The sequence below is a fragment of the Pseudomonas sp. 5Vm1k genome, assembly GCF_056161485.1.
Map to the genome: position 1 here is coordinate 145435 of NZ_JBSPCZ010000008.1, position 24917 is coordinate 170351.

Annotated in this window: 21 protein-coding genes and 1 pseudogene; 12 read left to right on the forward strand and 10 right to left on the reverse strand. The window is 59.7% G+C overall.

Features of this window, described 5'->3' with window-relative positions; translation table 11 throughout:
* Window positions 1–667: 667 nt before the first annotated feature.
* The gene (locus ACWIKB_RS17535; RefSeq protein ID WP_149658143.1) at window positions 668–1177 is read right to left on the reverse strand and encodes a disulfide bond formation protein B; all 510 of its coding nucleotides are present in this window, start codon (window positions 1175–1177) and stop codon (window positions 668–670) included.
* A gap of 275 nt (window positions 1178–1452) precedes the next feature.
* Window positions 1453–2634, reverse strand: coding sequence for an NO-inducible flavohemoprotein (gene hmpA / locus ACWIKB_RS17540; protein ID WP_475268434.1), 1182 nt, complete (start codon window positions 2632–2634; stop codon window positions 1453–1455).
* A 148-nt stretch (window positions 2635–2782) separates the two neighbouring features.
* Here hmpA and norR point away from each other — a divergent pair, with 148 nt between their 5' ends.
* The 5 genes from norR to ACWIKB_RS17565 all read left to right on the forward strand — a co-directional run bounded on the left by norR (window position 2783) and on the right by ACWIKB_RS17565 (window position 7265).
* Window positions 2783–4333 carry a nitric oxide reductase transcriptional regulator NorR gene (gene norR / locus ACWIKB_RS17545; protein WP_475268435.1) on the forward strand — a complete coding sequence of 517 codons (1551 nt, stop codon included), beginning with the start codon at window positions 2783–2785 and terminating at the stop codon, window positions 4331–4333.
* Window positions 4334–4605: 272 nt separating this feature from the next.
* Window positions 4606–5508, forward strand: coding sequence for a chemotaxis protein CheW (locus ACWIKB_RS17550; RefSeq protein WP_475268436.1), 903 nt, complete (start codon window positions 4606–4608; stop codon window positions 5506–5508).
* Window positions 5509–5534: 26 nt separating this feature from the next.
* Window positions 5535–5993 carry a GNAT family N-acetyltransferase gene (locus ACWIKB_RS17555; protein WP_475268437.1) on the forward strand — a complete coding sequence of 153 codons (459 nt, stop codon included), beginning with the start codon at window positions 5535–5537 and terminating at the stop codon, window positions 5991–5993.
* Between the two features lie 112 nt (window positions 5994–6105).
* Window positions 6106–6432 (forward strand): hypothetical protein, encoded by a 327-nt coding sequence (locus tag ACWIKB_RS17560; RefSeq protein WP_475268438.1) that lies wholly within the window; start codon window positions 6106–6108, stop codon window positions 6430–6432.
* An 83-nt stretch (window positions 6433–6515) separates the two neighbouring features.
* Entirely contained in the window at window positions 6516–7265 is a 750-nt protein-coding gene (locus tag ACWIKB_RS17565) for a YkgJ family cysteine cluster protein (protein WP_475268439.1), read from the forward strand.
* A gap of 187 nt (window positions 7266–7452) precedes the next feature.
* Here ACWIKB_RS17565 and ACWIKB_RS17570 read toward each other — a convergent pair whose 3' ends face one another.
* The 4 genes and pseudogenes from ACWIKB_RS17570 to ACWIKB_RS17585 all read right to left on the reverse strand — a co-directional run bounded on the left by ACWIKB_RS17570 (window position 7453) and on the right by ACWIKB_RS17585 (window position 9994).
* Window positions 7453–8544 (reverse strand): methyl-accepting chemotaxis protein, encoded by a 1092-nt coding sequence (locus ACWIKB_RS17570; RefSeq protein WP_475268623.1) that lies wholly within the window; start codon window positions 8542–8544, stop codon window positions 7453–7455.
* Window positions 8545–8754: 210 nt separating this feature from the next.
* Window positions 8755–9036, reverse strand: a pseudogene (locus ACWIKB_RS17575) (PAS domain-containing protein); the annotation flags it as partial.
* Between the two features lie 118 nt (window positions 9037–9154).
* Window positions 9155–9613, reverse strand: a complete 459-nt coding sequence (locus tag ACWIKB_RS17580; RefSeq protein ID WP_475268440.1) for a RidA family protein — start codon at window positions 9611–9613, stop codon at window positions 9155–9157.
* Between the two features lie 123 nt (window positions 9614–9736).
* Window positions 9737–9994 (reverse strand): hypothetical protein, encoded by a 258-nt coding sequence (locus ACWIKB_RS17585; protein WP_475268441.1) that lies wholly within the window; start codon window positions 9992–9994, stop codon window positions 9737–9739.
* A gap of 374 nt (window positions 9995–10368) precedes the next feature.
* Here ACWIKB_RS17585 and ACWIKB_RS17590 point away from each other — a divergent pair, with 374 nt between their 5' ends.
* The 7 genes from ACWIKB_RS17590 to ACWIKB_RS17620 all read left to right on the forward strand — a co-directional run bounded on the left by ACWIKB_RS17590 (window position 10369) and on the right by ACWIKB_RS17620 (window position 20405).
* A complete protein-coding gene (locus tag ACWIKB_RS17590) occupies window positions 10369–11529 on the forward strand; it encodes an efflux RND transporter periplasmic adaptor subunit (RefSeq protein WP_475268442.1) in 1161 nt (386 codons plus the stop codon).
* The gene (locus ACWIKB_RS17595) at window positions 11526–14627 is read left to right on the forward strand and encodes a multidrug efflux RND transporter permease subunit (protein ID WP_475268443.1); all 3102 of its coding nucleotides are present in this window, start codon (window positions 11526–11528) and stop codon (window positions 14625–14627) included. The genes ACWIKB_RS17590 and ACWIKB_RS17595 overlap by 4 nt, the downstream gene beginning before the upstream one ends.
* Window positions 14628–14636: 9 nt before the next feature.
* The gene (locus tag ACWIKB_RS17600) at window positions 14637–15314 is read left to right on the forward strand and encodes a heavy metal response regulator transcription factor (RefSeq protein ID WP_169373157.1); all 678 of its coding nucleotides are present in this window, start codon (window positions 14637–14639) and stop codon (window positions 15312–15314) included.
* Window positions 15304–16668, forward strand: a complete 1365-nt coding sequence (locus ACWIKB_RS17605; protein ID WP_475268445.1) for a heavy metal sensor histidine kinase — start codon at window positions 15304–15306, stop codon at window positions 16666–16668. The genes ACWIKB_RS17600 and ACWIKB_RS17605 overlap by 11 nt, the downstream gene beginning before the upstream one ends.
* A 320-nt stretch (window positions 16669–16988) precedes the next feature.
* The gene (locus ACWIKB_RS17610; RefSeq protein ID WP_475268446.1) at window positions 16989–17213 is read left to right on the forward strand and encodes a hypothetical protein; all 225 of its coding nucleotides are present in this window, start codon (window positions 16989–16991) and stop codon (window positions 17211–17213) included.
* 243 nt (window positions 17214–17456) lie between these two features.
* The gene (locus tag ACWIKB_RS17615) at window positions 17457–18725 is read left to right on the forward strand and encodes an OprD family porin (RefSeq protein ID WP_475268624.1); all 1269 of its coding nucleotides are present in this window, start codon (window positions 17457–17459) and stop codon (window positions 18723–18725) included.
* A 180-nt stretch (window positions 18726–18905) separates the two neighbouring features.
* A complete protein-coding gene (locus tag ACWIKB_RS17620; RefSeq protein ID WP_475268447.1) occupies window positions 18906–20405 on the forward strand; it encodes a sensor domain-containing diguanylate cyclase in 1500 nt (499 codons plus the stop codon).
* Between the two features lie 83 nt (window positions 20406–20488).
* Here the strand turns inward: ACWIKB_RS17620 and lpxC are convergent, their stop codons facing one another.
* The 4 genes from lpxC to ACWIKB_RS17640 all read right to left on the reverse strand — a co-directional run bounded on the left by lpxC (window position 20489) and on the right by ACWIKB_RS17640 (window position 24917).
* Entirely contained in the window at window positions 20489–21400 is a 912-nt protein-coding gene (gene lpxC / locus ACWIKB_RS17625; RefSeq protein WP_054045542.1) for a UDP-3-O-acyl-N-acetylglucosamine deacetylase, read from the reverse strand.
* A gap of 112 nt (window positions 21401–21512) precedes the next feature.
* Window positions 21513–22706 (reverse strand): cell division protein FtsZ, encoded by a 1194-nt coding sequence (gene ftsZ / locus ACWIKB_RS17630; RefSeq protein ID WP_033061342.1) that lies wholly within the window; start codon window positions 22704–22706, stop codon window positions 21513–21515.
* 66 nt (window positions 22707–22772) lie between these two features.
* Window positions 22773–24032, reverse strand: a complete 1260-nt coding sequence (ftsA, locus tag ACWIKB_RS17635; protein WP_054045544.1) for a cell division protein FtsA — start codon at window positions 24030–24032, stop codon at window positions 22773–22775.
* A gap of 15 nt (window positions 24033–24047) precedes the next feature.
* Window positions 24048–24917 (reverse strand): cell division protein FtsQ/DivIB, encoded by an 870-nt coding sequence (locus ACWIKB_RS17640; protein WP_054045546.1) that lies wholly within the window; start codon window positions 24915–24917, stop codon window positions 24048–24050.

Genomic DNA, 24917 nt, shown 5'->3' on the forward strand with positions numbered 1-24917 from the left:
TGGGCTAGCGGTGAGTTCTTATTCGAATTCGTGGTCAAAGGCCTTGTTACAGACCAATTCCATTTGGTGCGGATAGTCGGAAAGGCACCGACACCTGGGAGTCGCATGAAGCCGCTAAGCCTCTCGACGCCCTATTCTGCTCAGTCGAGAGCAGCGCCGGGAATTCAGTGCGGGCGATTGTAGATACGTCGCCGCCTATAAACCATGTCTCATCTCGAAATAATTTTTATCCGTTCCAGCAACAATCATTAACGGATTTTGCAAAAGTTCAGCATGGTATCGAAATTAATTCTCAACAAAAACACCAAAATTTGTGGGGCTACCACCCGCAGTTCAGACAGCCTTCATGGCACCTTGCCTTCCGTTACCCCCGCCAAAGCCCCGATAAGCAAGGGGTCTGGCGATTCGCCAAGGCCTGTTAAAACTGCCTGTTACCCCATGAAGATGAACAAATGGGTAGCGGCTCAAATCGGGGCAATTCGTTGCGTAGCTATGCACCAATTCCACCCTTTGAAATGCCCTGCGACACTCTGGCTGTGACAACATGTCGCACACGTTGCGCCCCCTTCGCTGTCTCACATCACGGTCTGTTTACCTGTGCTCTGAAATGCAAAACGCCCCGGCCCTCTTCACGAGGACCGGGGCGTTTTTTGTTTAACGCGACGGGTTAGCGCAGCGCCTTGCGGTTACGCGAGACCAGCAGCGGCACCAGCACCACCACCAGCACGAACGACACCAGCGCCCACTGTGCCAGCGACAAGCCGAGGATCGGCGGATAAGGCGTGTCGCAGAAGCCGTCGACCTGGAAGCCCAGCGGGAAGATCTTCGCCAGAGGCAGGCCGTCGACTATCGGTTGCAGCACATCGACGCCGCAGCTGACCGCCGGATAGAACTGCGTATAGACGTGATGCCCGGCCGCCGCGACGCCGCCAAGTGCAGCGATGACCACCAGCACCTCGAACACCGTGAGGCTGCGACGGGTACGCATGGCCGCGCCGATGAAGGCGAAGATGGCGATCAGCAGCAACGCATAGCGCTGCAGGATGCACAGCGGGCACGGTGCCTCTTCCAGAACCACCTGCATGTACAGCGCACCACCGATCAGTGCCAGGCAGATGATACCCAGCAACACCAGATAACGCCGCTCACGGCCCAACCGCATCGTTTCGTCACTCATCGCGTTTCCCTTCTAAATATCGATTGCCGGAAGTCTACACGCAGACCATGACGGTTGAGAGCCTGGCGCGCGCCGGTAGATGTCGGGGAATAGACGACAGGCCGGTTAAGCAGGGATTAACTTTTGAGTGATTTGCAAGAATTGGGACTGCGGTGCGGCCATTCGCGAGCAAGCCCGCTCCCACAGGGACCGGTGTGAACACAAATCCTGTGTTCAACCGAAATCCCATGTGGGAGCGGGCTTGCTCGCGAAGCAGGCGACTCGGTATTTAAGAGTTACTCAAGCGCCGAAGCCGGCCCAAAGAACTCATACCGACTCTGCTTCTCCGGCACACCCAGCGCTTTCAGATGCCGCTTGATCGCCGCCATAAACCCTTTTGGCCCCAGGAAGTACGCATCCAGGTCCCGCTGTTGCGGCAACCACGCGCCCAATTGCTCCTGACTCAACAACCCGACCTTGTCCGCCGCCGGGCTCACGCCATCATCTTCGGCATAGCAATAGAAGCGCTTGAGCTGCGGATGACGCGCCGCCAGGCCGTCGATCCAGTCACGGAACGCGTGAACGCTACCGTTACGCGCACAGTGGATAAAGTGCACTGGCCGCTCGGTGGCCAGCGCCGCTTCGAGCATCGCCAGGGTCGGAGTGATGCCGACGCCGCCGCTGATCAGCACCAGCGGTTTGTCGCTGGCGGTCAGGGTGAACTCGCCCGATGGCGGGAACAGTTGGATGCTCGCGCCCACATGCAATTGATCGTGCAAGTGGTTGGAGGCACGGCCACCGGTTTCGCGCTTGACGCTGATGCGGTACTGACCGTTGTCCGACAGGGAGGACAGTGAATAGTTACGACGAATTTCTTCGCCATCCAGCACCAGTTTCATGCCGATGTACTGACCAGGCTCGGCAGCGAGGATCGGGCCTTTGTCGGCGGGTTCGAAGTAGAACGAGGTGATTTCCGCGCTTTCCTCGACCTTGGCCGCAATGATGAACTCCCGCGCCCCGCGCCAGCCGCCCGGTGCTTGTTCTTTCTGGTCGTAGATGCTGGTTTCGGCGCCGATCAGGATGTCGGCCAATTGGTTGTAAGCCGCGCCCCACGCGCCGATGACTTCAGGCGTCGCGATCTCTTCACCCAACACTTCGGCGATGGCGCGCAGCAAACAGGTGCCAACGATCGGGTAGTGTTCCGGAAGAATCTGCAGGGCCACGTGCTTGTTGATGATCTTGGCCACCAGATCGCCCAACTGGTCGAGCTGATCGATGTGTCGCGCATACATCAACACACCGTTGGCCAAGGCGCGGGGCTGATCACCGCTAGCCTGGTGGGCCTGGTTGAACAGCGGGCGGACTTGCGGGTATTCAGAAAGCATCATGCGGTAGAAGTGGGTGATCAGCGCTTCGCCACCGCTTTCCAGCAGCGGTACGGTGGATTTGACGATGGCACGATCTTGAACGCTAAGCATTAGGGCAACTCCTGAGCTTCGATGTGAATGCCTTAGGCTTATCAGTTTCCATGCCAACAATTAAAACCTTATAAATCAACAAGTTGAATTCTACGTAGTCATATCGACACAGGCTGTTTTATAGTCACACCGACTACACGGAGTCACTATGACTGCAAAATCCCTGCTTACCGCCCTGCTCCCCCTGGTCTCGGACCTCTCGCGCGAACTGCCCGAAGGCGAGCGCTATCGGCGCCTGCTCGAAGCCATGCGCGCCCTTTTGCCCTGCGACGCTGCCGCCCTGTTGCGACTCGACGGTGAATGGCTGGTGCCGCTGGCCGTGGACGGCTTGAGCACCGACACCCTGGGCCGACGCTTCAAAGTCAGCGAACACCCGCGCTTCGAAGCGTTGCTTAGCAGCCCCGGACCGACGCGCTTCGCCGCCGACAGTGAATTGCCCGACCCTTATGATGGTTTGGTCGAAGGGCTTGATGAGCATCTGGAAGTCCACGATTGCATGGGTTGCCCACTGTTTATCGATGAGCGCCCGTGGGGCCTGCTGACCCTTGATGCGCTGGACCCGGAGCGCTTCGAGCCGATCGAGCTCGACGCCCTGCAAGCTTTTGCCAGCCTCGCCGCCGCCACCGTCAACGCCGCCGAGCGCATCGAGCGGCTGGCCAATCGCGCCGAAGATGAACACCAGCGTGCCGAGGTTTACCGACAGGCCAGCGGCCAGCAGAGCCGCGAAATGATCGGCCAGAGCAAGTCTCACAAACGCCTGGTGGAAGAAATCAATCTGGTGGGCGGCAGCGACCTGACCGTGCTGATCACCGGGGAAACCGGGGTCGGCAAGGAACTGGTAGCGCAAGCGATTCATGCCGCCTCGCCCCGGGCCGACAAGCCGATCATCAGCCTCAACTGCGCCGCCCTGCCGGACACGCTGGTCGAGAGTGAATTGTTTGGCCACGTGCGCGGTGCGTTCACCGGGGCAACGAGCGACCGGCGTGGCAAATTCGAACTGGCGAATGGCGGCACGCTGTTTCTCGATGAAGTCGGCGAACTGTCCCTGACCGTGCAAGCCAAGTTGCTGCGGGTGTTGCAAAGCGGTCAGCTGCAACGCTTGGGCTCGGATAAAGAACATCAAGTAGACGTGCGGTTGATCGCAGCCACCAACCGCGACCTGGCTGAAGAAGTGCGTAGCGGCCGTTACCGCGCCGACTTCTATCATCGTTTGAGCGTCTATCCACTGCTGGTGCCGGCATTGCGCGATCGTGGGCGTGATGTGTTGCTGCTCAGCGGCTTCTTCCTGGAACAGAACCGCTCGCGCATGGGCCTCAACAGCTTGCGCCTGAACAGCGATGCCCAGGCGGCGCTGCTGGCTTATCCGTGGCCGGGGAACGTGCGGGAACTGGAACACTTGATTGGCCGCAGCGCATTGAAAGCGCTGGGCAACTGCAAGGAACGGCCGAAAATCCTCAGCTTGAGTGCGGCGGACCTGGATCTGCCCCATGGCAGCGTCGAGGTGCCCGTCGAGCAACCAACCGTCAGTCCTTTGCCTTTAGTCTCGGGTGACTTGCGGGCGGCGACCGAGGATTATCAACGGCAACTGATCAACGCCTGTCTGGAACGCCACCACAACAATTGGGCGAGCGCGGCCCGTGAGCTAGGCTTGGATCGAGCGAATCTGGGGCGCATGGCCAAGCGATTGGGGATGAAGTAACCCCATTCTGAGTTGAGTGAAACCTTGTGGCGAGGGGGCTTGCCCCCGTTGGAGTGCGAAGCGCTCCCCCCCGTTTTACAGAGAGAACGTCATCGCTGGTTTTACGACCGCTTCGCGGCCGAACGGGGGCAAGCCCCCTCGCCACAGAATCGGTGTTGGACCAATGGACCGGGAATATCCCTAAAGCCTGCCCCCAACAAGTCGATAACCCGGCATCGATAGCTTTTGGCGACTCTTTACTCGCCCATCACCTTTCTCCAAAGAAGGTTTTTATGTCCTCCACCAAAGCCCGCGCAGATTCACTTTCGCTTCTTCTGTTTACCTTGCGCAGCGGCAAGCTGATGGCGATCAACCTGCTGAAAGTCAGTGAAATCATCCCCTGCCCGCCGCTGACCAAGCTGCCGGAGTCGCATCCCCACGTCAAAGGCATCGCCACCCTGCGCGGCACGTCGTTGTCGGTGATCGACCTGAGCCGCGCCATCGGCGAGCGGCCACTGGAAGACCCCAACGGTGGCTGCCTGATCGTCACCGACGTCAGCCGCTCCAAACAGGGCCTGCACGTGCAGGCCGTGAGTAAGATCGTGCATTGCCTGACCACCGACATCCGTCCGCCGCCCTTCGGTTCCGGCGGTGTGCGTTCGTACATCACCGGCGTGACCTCGGTCGACGGTGTGCTGGTGCAAGTACTGGATATCGAAAAAGTCATCCACGGTATCGCCCCGGCGCAGATCGAAATGGTCCCGACCGAACTGAGCATGGAAGACGCCGAAGTGCTGGGCAATGCAAGAATTCTGGTGGTCGATGACAGCCAGACCGCGCTGCAACAATCGGTGCACACCCTGCGCAACCTCGGCCTGCAATGCCACACCGCCCGCAGTGCCAAGGAAGCCATCGACTGCCTGCTAGACCTGCAAGGCACTGCGCAGCAGATCAACCTGATCGTCTCGGACATCGAAATGTCGGAGATGGACGGCTACGCCTTCACCCGCACCCTGCGCGAAACCCCGGACTTCTCACACCTTTACGTGCTGCTGCACACCTCGCTGGACAGCGCGATGAACAGCGAAAAAGCCCGTTTGGCCGGCGCCAACGGGGTACTGACCAAGTTCTCCTCGCCAGAACTGACCAAGTGCCTGATCGAAGCCGCCAAGGCCGTCGCCGAGCAAGGTCACTGAGTTTGGCCGAGGACTTTTGCTTTTTGATGCGGCGCAACCTCGCTGAGGCGGTGCCGGCCATCGCCTGGCCAACCGGTATCGAACTGCGCCAATACCGCCCCGAACTCGCTGAATCCGTACATCAACTGATGGAACTGGGTTATCGCGAAGGCGGCGGCCGCGTGCCGGCGCTGGACGTCTGGCAGCAGCGTTTTGAAACCGATCCTGAATACGATCCGAGCCTGTGCTTCATCGCCCTCGACGCCGAAGGGATCGTCGGTGTGTGCCAGTGCTGGACCAGCGCCTACATCAAGAACCTGGTAGTGCATCCCCGCACTCAAGGCCTCGGCCTGGGTCGCGCTCTGCTGCTACATGCTTTCAAAGCGTTTCAGCAGCGCCGCGAAGGGTTTGTGGATTTGAAAGTGCTGGAAGACAACGTTCGGGCGCAGCGTTTGTATGAAAGTGCCGGCATGCGGGTGGTACGCCGGGAGCCGGTGCCGGCCTGACAGCGCGTCCCCTGTAGGAGCGAGGCTTGCCCGCGAAGAGGCCGACACAAACACCCCACAACCATCAGGCATACTCCAACCTTGGCCAACACGCACAAGGATGCCCACCTCCATGAAAACCACCACCCTGCTGCTCCTCTCCCTCACCGCCCTCGCCACCCAAGCCCACGCCTCCAGCCCCGACGCCTGGGCCGCCTATGACAAAGCCGTACTCACCAGCTGCACCAAGGCCAGCGGCCTGAAGGACGCCAAACCCGTCGGCAGCGCCGCGCAATTCGACGACCGCGTCGGCTACACCGCGCTCCTGCTGCAAGGCCAATACCCGCAAAAACACATGAAAGGCCAGCAAGGCACCGAGTTATGCCTCTACAACAAACAGAGCAAAACCGCCTACGTCACCGAATGGGACTCCATCCGCCCGACCGCAAAAAAGCCGTGAGTGGCGCATAACTTGCTTCGATGCAGGCCTGTGCGGTGGCTTTCTGTCACCCTTTCATGCCCTGACATCCGACCGGTCGATCAATGAACACGACGTTTTCCTGCGTAGGTTGTGGCAAATGCTGCAACGATCACCACGTACCCCTGACCCTGACGGAAGCCCGCATGTGGGCGAACGATGGCGGGCAGGTGATCGTGTTGGTGGAAGGCTTCCTGGGCAATGGCCTGGGCTTGCCGATGCAGCAACGCGAGCACGCCGAACGTCGCTCGGTAAGGGTTCGAAGTGGCGTCAGCGATGCCTACGTCGCGATCACCTTCGCCGCCTACAACGTCGGCCCCTGCCGGAATCTTGACGAAGACAACCTCTGCCGCATTTACGAGCGCCGGCCGTTGGTGTGCCGCATCTACCCAATGGAAATCAATCCGCATATTCCCCTGAACCCGGCGGTAAAAGAATGCCCGCCCGAGTCGTGGGAACAGGGCCCGGACCTGATTGTGGGAGGTCAATTGGTGGATCAGGAACTGGTCACGCTGATCCAGCGCTCGCGCCAGGCGGATCGCGATGATGTTCAGACCAAGGATGCGATTTGTGGGTTGTTGGGGATTCGCACCACCGCGCTGAAGGGCGATGGCTTTACCGCTTATCTGCCGGAGATGGGCGCTTTTGCTTCGGTGATCGATCAGGTCGTGGCCCAGCCGTTGGAAGTACTGGACAGTGAATGGTCGTTTCATGTCTCGGGCGAGGACATCGCCGGGCAAGTGCTGGCGGCCGGGGCTGAAGTGGCGACTGAAGCAGCGCTGAACTATGCGTTCATTTCATTACGGGCGGCTTGATCCAAGAGATGCGTTGCCAGTGGAGGCCCCTTCGCGAGCAAGCCCGCTCCCACATGAGATCTGTGTTGTTCACGCATTCCCTGTGGGAGCGAGCCTGCTCCCACATGAGATCTGTGTTGTTCATACATTCCCTGTGGGAGCGGGCTTGCTCGCGAAGGCTTAGGATCAGGCACTACACATCTTGAATCTAACGACGCTGCCCCCAAAACTCCCGAGCCAACAACCGCAAATCCCCAGCCAGCCCCGCCACATCCTCTGAGTTGACCTGACTTTTGCGCCCCTCATTCACCGTCACCTCGCAAGCCATGCGAATGCTGGTGATGTTGCGGTTGATGTCTTCACTGACCGCGCTCTGCTCTTCCACTGCCGCAGCGATTTGCAGGCTCATTTCGGTGATCTGGCTGACCCGCTGGCTGATCCCGTCCAGCGCGTCCGCGGCACGACGGGCCTGACCGACGCTGTTTTCCACGTGTTCACTGCTTTGCTGCATCGCCACCACCGCATCCCGAGCGCCGTTTTGCAGGGTGCTGATCATCCGCTGAATCTCGTTGGTCGACTGCTGGGTTCGCTGGGCCAGCCCGCGAACCTCATCGGCCACCACCGCAAAACCGCGTCCAGCGTCCCCGGCGCGCGCCGCTTCAATTGCCGCGTTCAAAGCCAATAGATTGGTTTGCTCGGCGATGCTGCGAATCACCTCCAGCACCCCGGAAATATCGCTGCTGTGGCCTTCCAACTGATGAATGACCTCAGTCGCCCGCGCCAGCTCTTCGGCCAGGCGCAACACCGCGCCACGGCTTTCGCCCACCAGTTGATGCCCTTCGCGGGTTTCGTTGCCGGCCAGATCAGCCGCCACAGAGGCTTGCTGGGCATGGCTGGCGACTTGCGCCACGCTGGCGGCCATCTGATGAATCGCTGCCGCTACCTGATCGGTTTCGGCCTGCTGGGCCAGGGTGCTGGTGTGACTGCTTTGCAAATGCACGACCAGTTCCGCCGCATGCCCGGCCAGCCGTTGCGAGGCATCACCGATGCGCCCCACCACTGCCCCCACTTGGGCCTCAAGCATCTGCAAGGCGAATTCGATCTGGCCGAACTGGTCCCGGCGACCGGTGTAAATACCTTGGCTCAACGGGTTATCAGCCACCTGACGCGCGCGCTCGGTCAATGTCCTCAGCGGTCGACATAACACCCCCACGCCGAACGCCGCCAAACCGCTGCCCAGCACAAACACCAGCAACCCGAAGACTGCTGACGACGGCTGCAACCACACCTCGGTACCCATCACAACCGCCAGCACCAGGCTGAAAAGCGCCGACACCTTCAAACCAATCCCCACCACCGGCAAGCGTTGCAGCAAGGTCCGACGCCCACTGCGAAGTTGCGCGTAGGCTTTTTCTGCGGCCTCTATTTGCCGAATACCCGGCTTGGTGCGAACCGACTGATATTCCACAGCCTGGCCATTTTGCGTGACCGGAGTGGCGTAGGCGCTGACCCAATAGTGATCGCCATTCTTGCAGCGATTCTTCACCAGCCCCATCCACGAGCGGCCACTTTTAAGGGTTTGCCACATATGGGCGAAAGCCGCTGCCGGCATGTCCGGGTGGCGCAACAGGTTGTGCGTCGAGCCCAACAGCTCATCCCGGCTGTAGCCACTGATGTTGATGAAGTCGCCGTTGGCGTAGGTGATTGCGCTGGTCAGATCGGTGGTCGAGAGGATGTTCGCATCAGAAGCAAAGTCGACATTGCGACCCGTCACCGGGAGGTTGATCTTCATGGAAAGCGCGCTCGTTTTATGGAAAGAGTCGGCAGGGCTGCTGACTCTAAGCGCGCTGAAACCACAAATACTGATCTGGCTCAGTGTCCAGGCATTTAGCCATCACTTGTGGGGCGAATCAGCGGGCGGCAACCGCCAGGCACTCGACTTCAACCCGTGCGTCCAGCACCAACGCCTTGGCGACGAACGACGTATGCGCCGGCAAACGATCCACCGGGAAGTAGCGCTGATACACCGTATTCATTGCGCTGAAATCCTTGATATCCGCCAGGATGACCGTGCATTTGGTCACATGGGCCAGGGACGAACTGCTACGTTGCAAGGCGCTGCGCAGGTTCTCCATGGTCTGGGTCATCTGCGGGACGATACCGCCCTTCACCAATTCGCCATCCGCCCCCAAGCCTAGTACGCAGGACAGGTAAATGGTCTCGCCGAACTGCACCGCATCGGAAAAAGGCAGACCTTCGTCGTTCAAGAGATAGCTGGGAGAGCGGATCTGTGACTCGGTCGCGGACGATACGCAACCGGCGGTCAGAGCGACCAACGTCAGTACAAAGAGGATTTTCAGCAGGAGCATTTCGGTGGCCTTCGTCGAGAATTCATGAGCATGAATCTTCGACGAGTGGCCACCGACTTTCCCAGAGGACGATTCGCTCATCCTTGTGGGAACAGTCTCGATATCACAGAGGCATTTTGCCGCTCAGCGTTTACCCATCGAACGACGAGTACCCGGTGGCGCTGCACCAGGGGTCTTGGTGTGACCGTTCTTGGCGCCGTTCTTGTACCACGGCTGGTTGGCGTTTTTGGCCGAGGCCAGTTCGCCCGGTTTGAACGGAAACTTGAACGCCGGGATCGCGGCTTTGGTTTCGCTGTCTGCGCTGGAGTCGACGCTGTCTGGCAGGTCTGCCTGGTCTTCGCTCAAAGCGTCGGCGACCGGCGGTTGTGTCGGGGAAGTCATGAAAGCTCCGGGTGGTGCACAAAGAGTCGGGCCCGGTGGGTGGGCCGCGAAAGGCGGCAGTATACCTGTGTCGGGGGCGGCAAGCTGCAAGCGGCGAACTTCATGCGACAACAAGTAGTCGGCCTGTGGGTTTTGTGCTGACGGGTCTGGCGTCTTCGCGGGCAAGCCTTGCTCCCACAAGGACGGCGCTGTGCCTGTAGGAGCGAGGCTTGCCCGCAAAAAACGATAACGCGGTCCCTCTGAATCCCGCCGACGCCTCCCAAACTGACAGCGCCGTCAGTTAGCAGTCACCTTGCTGACCGGGTAACAGGGCTATAAGGGGAGGTATAAAATCTGACCTTATTCCCGTCCCTCTAGCCCGGCGCCCCACTCGCATGCGAATTCAGAAAAAATCCGCGTTGATCGCAGCCCCTCTGATTGTCCTGGCAGCGCTGGGTCTGTGGTACGCCACCAAGCCGGCCACCGCCAAACTGGCCGCCCCGACGGCCATCCCGGTGCGGGTCGTCGCGGTCACCGCGAAAGATGTTCCGCGCTTCGTCAGTGGCATTGGTTCGGTGTTGTCCCTGCACAGCGTGGTGGTGCGCCCGCAAATCGACGGCATCCTTACCAAGTTACTGGTCAAGGAAGGTCAATTGGTCAAGACCGGCGACCTGCTCGCCACCATCGACGACCGCTCGATCCGCGCCAGCCTCGATCAGGCCCGCGCGCAACTGGGTGAAAGTCAGGCGCAGCTGCAAGTGGCGCTGGTCAACCTCAAGCGTTACAAACTGCTGAGCGTCGATGATGGCGTGTCCAAGCAGACCTACGACCAGCAACAAGCCCTGGTCAACCAGCTCAAGGCCACGGCCCAAGGCAATCAGGCATCCATTGATGCCGCCCAGGTGCAACTTTCCTACACGCAGATTCGCTCCCCGGTCACCGGTCGCGTCGGGATTCGTACGGTGGACGAAGGCAACTTCCTGCGCATGACCGACGCCCAAGGCTTGTTCACGGTGACGCAGATCGACCCGATCGCCGTGGAGTTTTCCCTGCCGCAGCAAATGCTGCCGACCCTGCAAGGCCTGATTGGCGATCCGCAACGCGCCCAGGTCAAGGCCTACATCGGTGCCGACACCGATGGCGAAACCGGCAACTTGCTGGGCGAAGGTCACCTGACCCTAATCGACAACCAGATCAACGCCAACACCGGGACCATCCGCGCCAAGGCTGAATTCAACAACCCGAACCAAAAGCTCTGGCCGGGCCTGCTGGTGACGGTAAAGATTCAGACAGCGCTGGATAAAGATGCGCTGGTGGTGCCGCCGACCGTCGTACAACGGGGCCTCGATCAACATTTCGTGTACCGGATCAACGGCGACAAAGTAGAAACGGTGCAAGTGCAGATGGTCTATCAAGGCAGCGGCCAGGACATCATCACCGGGGTCAAACCTGGCGACGTATTGGTCAGCGATGGCCAGTCGCGCCTCAAACCCGGTTCGACGGTGCAAGTGCTGACGGAGCCGCCGCAAGTGGTGCAAGCGGAGCCTAAACAATGAGAGGCCCATCCGCGTGGTGCATCGACCACCCGGTCGCCACCATCCTGCTGACCTTTGCCCTGGTGCTGCTCGGCGTAATTGCTTTCCCACGGCTGCCGATCGCCCCACTGCCGGAAGCGGAGTTCCCGACCATCCAGGTGAACGCGCAATTGCCCGGCGCCAGCCCCGACACCATGGCATCGTCGGTGGCCACGCCGCTGGAAGTGCAATTCAGCGCCATCCCCGGCATGACCCAAATGACCTCAAGCAGTGCCTTGGGCTCAAGCCTGCTGACCCTGCAATTCACCCTCGATAAAAGCATCGACACCGCCGCCCAGGAAGTCCAGGCCGCGATCAACACCGCCGCCGGCAAGCTGCCCAAGGACATGCCGACCCTGCCGACCTGGAAGAAGGTCAACCCGGCCGACAGCCCGGTGCTGATCCTCAGTGTCAGCTCGACGCAAATGCCCGGCACCGAACTCAGCGACCTGGTGGAAACCCTGCTTTCGCGTCAGATCAGTCAGATCGATGGCGTAGGCCAAATCAACATCACCGGCCAGCAACGTCCGGCGATTCGCGTCCAGGCCTCGGCCGACAAGCTGGCCGCCATCGGCCTGACCCTGGCGGACATTCGCCTCGCGATCCAGCAGACCAGCCTCAACCTGGCCAAAGGTGCGTTGTATGGCGAGTCGAGCATTTCGACCCTGTCCACCAACGACCAGTTGTTCCATCCCGACGAATACAGCCAACTCATCGTTTCCTACAAGGACGGCGCACCGGTTCACCTGAAAGATGTCGCCAAAGTCGTCAACGGTTCGGAAGATGCCTACGTTCAGGCCTGGGCTGGTGATCAACCCGGTGTGAACCTGGTGATCTCCCGGCAACCGGGGGCGAATATCGTCGAGACAGTGGATCGCATTCAGGCCGCATTGCCAGGCCTTGAAGCGATGCTGCCGGCCTCGGTGCAGGTCAAGGTGTTGATCGACCGCACCCAGACCATTCGCGCCTCCTTGCATGAAGTGGAAATCACCTTGTTTATCGCGATCATGCTGGTGGTCGCGGTGATGGCGCTGTTCCTGCGCCAGTGGTCGGCGACCATGATTGTGTCTGCGGTGCTCGGTGTGTCGCTGACCGCCAGTTTCGCCCTGATGTACATCATGGGCTTCAGCCTGAACAACCTGACCCTCGTGGCCATTGTGGTGGCCGTGGGGTTTGTGGTGGACGATGCGATCGTGGTGGTGGAGAACATCCACCGGCACCTGGAGGCCGGCGACGGCATGCGCGAGGCAGCGATCAAAGGCGCTGGCGAGATCGGTTTCACCGTGGTCTCGATCAGTTTCTCGCTGGTCGCCGCGTTTATTCCGCTGCTGTTTATGGGCGGCGTGGTCGGGCGGTTGTTTAAAGAGTTCGCCCTGACCGCCACCTCGACCATCATGATTTCGGTGGTGGTGTCCCTGACGTTGGCGCCGACCCTGGCGGCGCTGTTTATGCGTGCGCCGGTGCATCACGCCCACAGCAAACCGACCTTCGGCGAACGCTTGTTGGCCGGTTATGAAAAATTGCTGCGCCGTGCCCTCGCCCATCAGAAAACCATGATCGGCGTGTTCTGCCTGTCTTTGTGCCTGGCCATCACCGGTTACATCTTTATCCCCAAGGGCTTCTTCCCGATTCAAGACACCGGCTTCGTCCTCGGCACCACCGAAGCGGCTGCCGACATTTCCTACGGCGACATGGTGAAAAAACACCTGGCGATGGCAGAAATCGTCGCGGCTGACCCGGCGGTTCAGGCGTTTTCCCATTCGGTGGGCGTTTCCGGCAGCAACCAGACCATCGCCAACGGCCGGTTCTGGATCGCTCTGAAAAAACGTGGTGACCGTGATGTCACCGCCAGCCAGTTCATCGACCGCATTCGTCCGCAACTGATGAAAGTCCCCGGCATCGTGCTTTATTTACGCGCTGGCCAGGACATCAACCTCAGCTCCGGCCCGAGCCGAGCCCAGTACCAATACGTGCTCAAGAGCAACGACGGCCCGACACTCAGCACCTGGACCCAGCGTCTGACGGAAAAACTGCGGACCAACCCGGCGTTCCGCGATATTTCTAACGACTTGCAACTGGGCGGCAGCATTACCCATATCAGCATCGACCGCAGCGCGGCGGCGCGTTTCGGCCTGACCGCCAGCGATGTCGATGAAGCGCTGTACGACGCTTTCGGTCAGCGGCAGATCAACGAATTCCAGACCCAGATCAACCAGTACAACGTGATCCTGGAACTGGACACTAAACAACGGGGCAAGGCCGAAAGCCTGAACTATTTCTACCTGCGCTCGCCGTTGAGCGGGGAGATGGTGCCGCTGTCGGCGCTGGCGAAGTTCGATGCACCGACCATTGGCCCGTTGTCCATCGCCCACGACGGGATGTTCCCGGCGGCCAACCTGTCATTCAACCTGGCGCCTGGCGTTGCGCTGGGCGACGCGGTGATTTTGCTCAACCAGGCCAAGGCCGAAATCGGCATGCCGGCGGCGATCAGCGGCAACTTCCAGGGCGCGGCCCAGGCGTTCCAGAGTTCGCTGGCCAGCCAACCGTGGTTGATTCTGGCGGCGCTGGTGGCGGTGTACATCATTCTTGGCGTGCTCTATGAGAGTTTCGTGCATCCGCTGACCATCATCTCGACGTTGCCGTCGGCGGGGCTCGGCGCGGTGATCATGCTGTGGATCTGGGGCCAGGACTTTTCGATCATGGCGTTGATCGGCCTGGTGCTGCTGATCGGTATCGTCAAGAAAAACGGCATCCTGATGATCGACTTCGCCCTCGAAGCCCAGCGCAAAGGTGGCTTGCCGCCAGAAGAGGCGATTTTCCAGGCCTGTATCACGCGATTCCGGCCAATCATTATGACCACCCTCGCCGCCCTGCTTGGCGCCTTGCCGCTTATGCTCGGCTACGGCACCGGCGCCGAACTGCGCCAGCCATTGGGCATTGCGGTCGTCGGCGGCCTGCTGGTGAGTCAGGCGCTGACGCTGTTTACCACTCCGGTCATATACTTGTGGCTTGAGCGGCTTTTCCATCGGCACTCTCCTACACCAGCGCCCGCACCACCGGCGTTGGCGACCACAGACTGAGGCGGGGTCATGCGCGTTCTGATTATCGAAGATGAAGAAAAAACCGCGGATTATCTGCACCGCGGCCTGACGGAACAGGGTTACACCGTTGATCTGGCGCGGGACGGCGTCGAAGGCCTGCACCTGGCGCTGGAAAGCGATTACGCGGTGATCATCCTCGACGTCATGCTGCCGGGCCTCGACGGCTTCGGTGTGCTGCGTGCCTTACGGGCGCGCAAGCAAACCCCGGTGATCATGCTCACCGCCCGCGAGCGCGTCGAAGACCGCATCAAAGGCCTGCGCGATGGCGCCGACGATTACCTCGGCAAACCGTTTTCCTTCCTGGAACTGGTGGCGCGCCTGCAAGCCCTGACCCGGCGCAGCGGCGGCCATGAACCGGTGCAAGTGAGCATCGCTGACCTGTGGATAGATTTGATCAGCCGCAAGGCCACCCGCGCCGGCGCTCGCCTGGACCTGACCGCCAAGGAGTTTTCGCTGCTCAGCGTATTGGCCCGGCGTCAGGGTGAAATCCTCTCGAAAACGGCGATTGCCGAGATGGTCTGGGACATCAATTTCGACAGCGACGCCAACGTCGTCGAAGTCGCGATCAAACGCCTGCGAGCCAAGCTCGACGGGCCGTTCGACGAGAAACTGCTGCACACCATTCGCGGCATGGGTTATGTGCTGGAGAGTCGTGGTGTCCAGTAATTCCATCGCACTGCGCCTGAGCGGGATGTTCACGCTGGTGGCGCTGCTGGTGTTTCTGTTGATTGGCTGGGCGTTGTACCAGCAGGTCGACAAAGGCCTGGGTCTGTTGCCGGAAGCCGAGCTGGATGCGCGCTACAGCGTGCTCGAATCCACCGTCGGCCGTTACGGCACGCCCGAGCATTGGGTGAAGATCAACAACAAGCTCAAGCTGTTGGGCGAAGAAGACAAGCGCATCAGCTTCTGGATCATCAGCGGCGATCCGCAGTACGAATACGGCAACATTACCCCGCAGATCCGCGCCTTCGCTGAAGGGCCGCTGGGCCGGCGTGACATGAAATTGCCGGATCACGACTACCCGCTGAAAGTGTTGGTCAGCCAGTTCCCGGCCAAGGATCAGCGCCCGCCGTTGCGCTTCATGATCGGCATCGATACCGAAACGTTTTTGCAGACTCAGCATTCCTTATTGATCGCCCTGATCAGCCTGGCGATTATCGGCGTGTTGCTGGCCTCGGCCTTGGGTTACTGGGTGGCGCGAATCGGCCTCAAGCCGTTGATCAAGTTGTCCCAGGAAGCCCAGCGCCTGGCGCCGCCGCTGCGTTCGGGGCGGTTGCGCCTGTCACCGTTACCGCCGGAGCTGGATCAGTTTGTCAGCTCGTTTAACTCCACGCTGGAGCGGGTCGAGCAAGCCTATTCGCGGCTGGAGTCGTTCAACGCCGACGTCGCCCATGAACTGCGCTCGCCGCTGACCAACCTGATCGGTCAGACCCAAGTGGCGCTGACCCGCGGGCGTTCGGCGGAACATTATTTCGAAGTGCTGCAATCGAACCTTGAAGAGCTGGAACGGCTGCGTTCGATCATCAATGACATGCTGTTCCTGGCCAGCGCCGACCAGGGCAGCAAGGCGACCAAACTGACTTCCACGTCCCTGGCCGATGAAGTGGCGACGACCCTGGAGTACCTGGATTTCATTCTGGAAGATGCACAGGTTCAGGTGCAGGTCAGCGGTGACGCGCAGGTGCGGATCGAGATTGCACATCTGCGTCGGGCGCTGATCAACTTGCTGAGCAATGCGGTGCAGCATACCGAGCCTGGGCAGGTGATCGAGGTGCGGATCGAGGTGGCGGAGCATCAGGTGAGTATCGGCGTGGCCAACCCTGGATCGCCGATTGCCAGTGAGCATTTGCCACGGTTGTTCGAACGGTTTTACCGGGTGGATGCGTCGCGCAGCAATAGCGGGAACAACCATGGGCTGGGGCTGGCGATTGTGAAAGCGATCGCGCTGATGCATGGCGGCGATGTGTTTGTGCGCAGTGATCATGGGATGAACACATTCGGCATCCATCTGCCGGTCTGACGTGGATCGACTCTGGATCCACCCCTCACCCTAACCCTCTCCCCAGAGGGTAGAGGGGACTGACCGAGTTGTTCTTAGAGCCACATCGACCTGAAATATCGAGTTGAACGCGAGTTCTGAAAAGCCCCCGATCGGCTCCCTTTCCCCCTCTCCCCTATGGGGAGAGGGTTGGGGTGAGGGGTGGTTCTTCCATCCGACGCAAAACCCAACTATTGCTTCCCACGCAATAGTCCTTTCTGAAATCCGCTCTGTTTCCCCTCGTCTCCGAACCTTAACCTTGGCGCACCAAACAGCACTTGCCAAGCAAGAAGGTTTTATAGATGTCCAACACTATGGGTATTGCCAGCGCTTTCGTTTTGTCCGCTATGTTCCTGTCCCCGGTCGCCATGGCTGAAGAGTCGCCAGCCTTTGTCGCGCAAAATGCGGCGCGGGCCAAAGCGTTCGAACAGTCGCAGGCCGAGATGACCGCCAAAGCGCACGATGCCGAGCAAACCCCTCAAGCGTCCACTTCTGCAGCCCAGCCACAGGTTGAGAAAGACAGCTGATTCAACGTATCGCTCTGTTTCCCTCGACACTTTTCATCGGCTCTTTCCTTTGAAAAGTTGTCTTCAAGCCGCTGCTATCAGCGGCTTTTTTTATTGTGCAGAAAACACGTTCCACTTCGTCTCCCTTAACAAGAAGTAAAAAACGTCGATCCATGAACTGACGTTAATGACCCAAAAGGAGCTGTACCGCACGTGTCTTTTTCTCTGAAACTCAGCCCGTTGTTCATTGCAATCGCTGCAACGATGGCCGCCAATACCCAAGCCGCCGATGAATCCAGCCGCGAAGGTTTTGTCGAAGGGTCGAGCCTCAACCTCAACGCCCGCAACTACTACATGAACCGTAACCGGCACCAGCACACCGATGACAACATCGAGTGGGGCCAGGGGTTTCTCGGCAAGTTCGAATCCGGTTTCACCCAAGGCACCGTCGGTTTTGGCATTGATGCCCACGCCATGCTCGGATTGAAACTTGACGGCGGTGGCGGCACTGACAGTTCGAGCATCCTGCCGATCAGTGACGGCAACGGCAAAGCGCCGGGCTCGTTCTCCACAGCGGGCGGTACGTTGAAAATGCGTGCATTCGATACCGAGTTGAAGGCCGGCGACCTGTTTCTCACCAACCCGGTGATCGCCGGCGGTGAAAGCCGCATGCTGCCCCAGACTTTTCGTGGCGTCAGCCTGACCAACCACAGCTTCGACGGTTTCCTGATCGAAGGTGGCCAGGCCAGCTTCACCAAGCCTTACAACCAGAGCGGTCATACTCGGATCGGCACTTCTTATGGCAGCCTGGCCGACGGCGATGAAAGCCAGCACCTGAACTGGGCCGGCGTGGCCTGGAGCGGTCTGCCGGGGCTGACCAGCAGCCTGTATGCGTCTGAGCTCAAGGACATCTGGAACCAGTACTACTACGATCTGGATTACACCTATCAACTCAATGATCTGGTGAGCCTCAACCCGGGCCTGCATTTCTATCACACGCAAGACACCGGCGATGCGCTGCTGGGCAACATCGACAACAACACCTACAGCCTGCATTTCACCGTAGGCGTGGGAAATCACAGCGTCACTGCCGCCTACCAGCGGGTCAACGGCAACACGCCGTTCGACTACATCAGCCAGGGTGACAGCATCTACCTGGACAACTCCCAGCAGTACTCGGACTTCAACGGCCCGAACGAGCGCTCGTGGAAACTCAAGTACGCCTACGATTTCGTCGGCCTCGGTCTGCCTGGCCTGACCTCGGCGGTTTCCTACTCCCGGGGTGAAACTGACCTGAGCAAAGTCGATCCGGACAGCAAGGGCTACGCCTCGTGGTACAGCGCCGACGGCAAACATGCCAAGCACTGGGAACGTGATATCGATCTGAAGTATGTGGTCCAGGGCGGTAAGGCCAAAGACCTGGCGCTGCGCCTGCAATGGGCGACCAACCGTGGCGGCAATGGCTATGGCGCACTGGATCAGGACACCGATGAATACCGCGTAATCGTCGATTACCCGATCAACGTGTTCTGACACCGGGAATTAAATCAAAAGGCCAGCATGTTTTGCTGGCCTTTTTTTCACCCCACATTTATACCTTTGCTCACTAACACCCAAATATCCATGACTGATTGCTGCGATGAGCGCGCTCCCTTCGGGAAACGACGTTTATGGAACTACGCTTATAAAGTCCCTTCAGCAGACATCAGAACCATGACCGTGAGCCGAACCCCCTACATTCCAGGCCGGACCGGACGTCCTGAGCTTCTGCTGATCCTCGGCAGTTGCCTGACTGTGATCGCGATCCTCAGCATCGTGACCTTCCTGCTGATCCGCGAGCACGCCAACGCCCAGTTGGATGCGACCCGCGGCGCGACCACCATCGCCCAATTGATCGATGCCGATGTGTTGCGCACGGTCGAACTCTACGACTTGACGCTGCAAGGACTGATTGCCGCCTCGCAACGCGATGACCTGAAACAGATGCCGCCGCAGGTTCGCCATCTGGTGCTGTTCGATCGCTCCACCACGGCGCGCTTCAAAGGCGACATTCTGCTGCTGGACCAGCACGGCGATGTATTGGCCGACTCGTCGCTGATCGAACCCAAACCAGGTAACTTCGCCGATCGTGATTACTTCACCGCCCATGTGTCGAATCCCGACACCGGGATGTTCATCAGCCGCCCGTTCAAGCCCCGCTGCGATTGCGAAGACAACGACCAGTGGCGAATCAGCTTCAGCCGGCGAATCTCCTCGCCTACCGGGGAATTCCTTGGGGTGGCCGTGGCATCGATGCGCCTGGCTTACTTCGACGAGTTGTTCAACAGCCTGAACATCGGCAAGGACAGCACGTTGAACATCATCAACAACGACGGCCTGCTGCTGGCGCAAAAGCCCTACCTGGAAAACGACTCGATCGGCAAAAGCTTCGCCAGCCGACCGAACGTCGTGCGCATCCTGCGCGAGGGCACTGGCAGCTTCAACAGCGTGTCGAGCATTGACCACCAGAAGCGCCTGTACACCTTTTCCAGGGTTGGAAATCTGCCGCTGACGGTGATTGTCGCCCTCTCCAGTAACGAAGTGTTCGCCACCTGGGAACGCACCGCAGTGGTGATCAGCGGCGCTACCGGCGTGTTGTGCATCGGTCTGCTGTGGCTGGCCTGGTTGCTGAGTCGCGAATTGCGCCTGCGCCACAACGCCGAACGGGAGCTGGCGCAACTGGCCGCCACCGATCCCCTGACCGGCATGGCCAACCGCCGGACCCTGGATCAGGTCCTGCGCCACGAATGGTTTCGTGCCCAACGCTCCGGCAAACCGTTGTCGGTGTTGATGATCGATGCCGACCACTTCAAGGCGTTCAATGACCGACATGGCCATCAGGGCGGTGACGATGCGCTGCGCGCGCTGGCCAAGGTGATCAGCGCCAATGTGCGACGGCCGGGTGACTTGGTCGCTCGCTATGGTGGTGAGGAGTTTTCAGTGATCCTGCCGGAAACCGACAGCGCCGGCACGCAGCAGATTGCCGAACACATCCGTGCGGCGGTGGAACAACTGCCGTTGATGACGGGTGCCGAGTCGCCAATGACTGTCAGTATCGGGATTAGCACCTGGACCAGCTCGAGCGAGATCAGCCTGGAGCAACTGCTGTTTGCAGCGGACAAGGCGTTGTATCAGGCCAAGGAAGGAGGGAGGAATCGGGTGGTGGCCGGATGATCGTTCCCACGCAGAGCGTGGGAACGATCGGCATAAAAAAAGGCCACCCGAAGGCAGCCTTTAAAAACTAGAGAGGTTTTTGCTTACACGGCCGCAACAGGACGCATGTAAGAGATCGGTGCAGTGCTGGCGTCTTCGAAAGTCACGACTTCCCAAGCATCTGTCTGCTCAATCAACTTGCGCAGCAGCTGGTTGTTCAATGCATGTCCGGACTTGAAGCCCTTGAACTCACCAATCAGGCTATTGCCCAGCAGGTAGAGGTCACCAATTGCATCGAGGATCTTGTGCTTCACGAATTCGTCTTCATAGCGAAGGCCGTCTTCGTTCAGTACACCATCCGCGTCGACCACAATAGCGTTTTCAACGCTGCCGCCGAGTGCGAGGTTGTGCTTGCGCAGGTACTCGATGTCACTCATGAAACCAAAGGTACGGGCGCGGCTGACTTCTTTTACGAACGAAGTGCTGGAAAAATCCACGCTTGCACTTTGTGTGCGGTTACGGAAAACCGGGTGATCGAAATCGATCTCGAAGCTCACTTTGAAACCTTCGAAAGGGACGAAAGTGGCGCGCTTGTCGCCGTCTTCCACTGTCACTTCCCGCAGGATCCGGATGAACTTCTTGGCGGCGTCCTGCTCTTCCAGGCCGGCCGATTGAATCAGGAATACGAAAGGTCCAGCGCTACCATCCATGATCGGGACTTCGGACGCGGAGAGCTCGACGTAGGCGTTATCGATGCCCAGGCCAGCCATGGCCGAGAGCAAGTGCTCAACCGTATCCACTTTGACGTCACCGTTGACCAACGTGGTCGACATCGTGGTTTCGCCAACGTTTTCCGCGCGAGCAGGAATCTGCACCACAGGGTCCAGATCGGCACGAACAAACACGATGCCGGTGTCGATAGGTGCAGGCTTGAGGGTCAGGTATACCTTCTCCCCGGAGTGCAGGCCTACACCTGTGGCACGGATAATATTTTTCAGTGTGCGTTGTTTAATCATGGCTTGGGCCGCTTCAGCGCAAATTGCGAACTGGTATCAACAAAGGCTGGCGATAATAGCAGACCAGACCTTTGCTGAACACCAATCACCTTCATAGCCCTGATACATTCCATCAATCAGCCTGACGACGCAGGAATGCCGGGATGTCCAGGTAGTCCAGATCGTCTTGCGGATTCATCTTCGCGGCAGTCGCAGCACCGGCCTGAGCCTGGTTGCGCATGACGGTCGGACGGTCCAGGTCACGGTAGTTCACAGCAGGCGCTTCTTGACGCGAAGGCGCTTGTTGCTGCGGCTGCGATGCCACGGACGTATGCATGGTGTTGTCGATAACCTTCACAGGCTTCTCGATTTTTGCGCCCAGACCAGTGGCAACCACGGTCACGTGCAGTTCGTCACGCATGTCCGGATCGATAACAGTACCGACCTTGACCATCGCGTGCTCGGAAGCGAAGGCTTCGATGATGCTACCCACGTCGGAGTACTCACCCAGGGACAGGTCAGGGCCGGCGGTGATGTTCACCAGGATGCCGCGTGCACCTTGCAGGTTCACGTCTTCGAGCAACGGGTTGCGAATGGCCGCTTCGGTGGCCTCGCGTGCACGGTTCGGACCGCTGGCGCAGCCAGTGCCCATCATCGCCATGCCCATTTCGCTCATGACAGTCCGTACGTCGGCAAAGTCGACGTTGATCATGCCCGGACGCTTGATGATGTCGGAAATACCGCGAACGGCACCCGCCAGTACATCGTCAGCCTTGGCAAAAGCCGACAGAAGGCTGGCGTCTTTACCGAGGATGGTCAGCAGCTTCTCGTTGGGAATGGTGATCAACGAGTCAACGCTTTCAGACAGCAGACGGATACCTTCGTCGGCAATCTGCATACGCTTGCGACCTTCGAACGGGAACGGACGGGTCACCACCGCAACGGTGAGGATCCCCATTTCCTTGGCCACTTCGGCAATGATCGGCGCAGCCCCGGTACCAGTACCGCCGCCCATGCCAGTGGTGATGAACACCATGTTGGTGCCCTGCAGGACTTCGGCAATGCGCTCACGGTCTTCGAGAGCGGCCTGACGACCTACTTCAGGGTTGGCGCCGGCGCCCAGACCTTTGGTCACACCGGTACCCAATTGCAGGATGGTCCGCGCGCCGATGGATTTCAGCGCCTGGGCATCAGTGTTGGCGCAGATGAATTCAACGCCTTCAATGTTGCTCTTGACCATGTGATTTACGGCGTTTCCGCCGCCACCGCCAACACCGATAACTTTAATAACCGGGCTTGCGGGGATGTTGTCTACGAGTTCGAACATTTTCCCTCTCCTTACATTCTCTAGTTTTTTCGCCTACTGCGTTTGTTGCGGTGTTGCGGTAATTCTTTAGAAGTTGCCTTGTACCCAGCTCTTGATGCGATCGAGCAACGCGGGTTTGGCTTCTTCATTGCTGTAACTGTCGCGGCTGCTGATGCCCGAGAACGAAATCCCGTCGGACTGCTTTTGCAGGCCGTACATCAACAGGCCAACGCCGGTTGAATAAATCGGGTTGCGCACCACGTCATCCAGGCCCTTGACGCCATGAGGCACGCCCAGGCGGACCGGCATATGGAAAATCTCTTCGGCCAGTTCGACCGCGCCTTCCATTTTCGAGGTGCCGCCGGTCAGCACGATGCCGGCCGGGATCAGGTCTTCGTAGCCGCTGCGACGCAGTTCGGCCTGGATCAGCGTGAACAGCTCGTCGTAACGCGGCTCGACCACTTCGGCCAGAGCCTGGCGGGACAGTTCGCGCGGTGGACGGTCGCCAACGCTTGGGACCTTGATGGTTTCACCGGCACCGGCCAGTTTGGCCAGGGCGCAGGCGTAACGAATCTTGATTTCTTCGGCGTACTGGGTCGGGGTGCGCAACGCCATGGCGATGTCGTTGGTCACCTGGTCGCCCGCAATCGGGATCACCGCGGTGTGACGGATCGCGCCTTCGGTGAAGATGGCGATGTCGGTGGTACCGCCACCGATGTCCACCAGGCACACGCCCAGCTCTTTCTCGTCGTCGGTCAGGACCGAATAGGCCGAAGCCAGTTGCTCGAGAATGATGTCGTCGATTTCCAGACCGCAGCGACGCACGCATTTTTCAATGTTCTGAGCGGCGTTGACGGCGCAGGTCACCACGTGGACCTTGGCTTCCAGACGTACGCCCGACATGCCCAGCGGCTCACGAACGCCTTCCTGGTTATCGATCACGTAATCCTGCGGCAGGGTGTGCAGCACGCGCTGGTCAGCCGGGATCGCCACAGCCTGGGCAGCGTCGAGTACACGCTCAAGGTCAGCAGCGCTGACTTCGCGATCACGAATCGCCACGATGCCGTGGGAGTTCAGGCTGCGGATGTGATTGCCCGCCACGCCGACGAACGCCGAGTGGATCCGGCAACCGGCCATCAGCTGCGCTTCTTCGATGGCGCGCTGGATCGACTGCACGGTGGATTCGATGTTCACCACCACGCCTTTCTTCAGGCCGCGGGACGGATGAGTGCCGATCCCGACGATTTCCAGCGTGCCGTCGTCCGAGACCTCGCCTACCAGCGCCACCACCTTGGAGGTGCCGATATCGAGACCGACGATCATTTTGCCGCTTTGCACGTTTGCCATGGGTCCTGCCTCTTCTTAATTCTTCGCGACAGCGGGTTGGGCTGTCGTGGGCGCTACAGGTTCCCGCCAGCCAACAGCGAGGCCGTTGGCGTAGCGCAGATCGATGCGCGCAATGTTCGTAATCTGTTCTTTAAGCGTTTTGTCGTAGATGGCAATGAAGCGGCGCATCTTTTCCACCAGGTTGCCGCGTCCCAGCAGCAGTTCGATTCCCGGGCCGGAACTGCCGGCTCCGGTGGTCAGGAACCAGCTGCCTCGTTCACGCAATTCCAGGCGTGCAATCGAGAAGCCCAATGGCCTGAGCATCTGGCTCAGCACCTGGTATTGCTGCATCACTTGCTGCTGGGCCCGCTGTGGGCCGAACAGCTGTGGCAAGTGTTCGTAGTTCGCCAGCTCACGCGGGGTAAACGCCTGGCCCTGGTTGTTCAACAGCGACTCATCGCCCCAACGGGCCACCGGCAGTTGTTCTTCCAGGCGAATCACGACTTGATCCGGCCACACCCGACGCACTTCGGCGTGGGCAATCCATGGCATCGTTTCAAGCTCGGTGCGCATGCTCTCCAGGTCGATGGTGAAGAAGCTCGACGCCACGTAAGGGGCGATCCGCTGCTGCACCGCTTGCTGGCTGATGTAACTCAAATCGCCCTGCACGTTGATCTTGGTGATCGGCCGGTCGGCGTAGGGCAGCAAACGCTGCGCGCCTTCGTAAGTGCCGAACCCCAGCGCTACCAGCAGCACTGGCCAGAACAAGGCTTTGAGAAAACCAAAATTGGCTTTCGGCAGGCGCGCAGACATCGGCTCTTTGGCCACCATTCGGCTGGCACCCCGCGGTACCGGCTTGCGGCCGGGTGGTGCGGGAGGCTGATGTCTCAGCTGAGCGCCTTGCAT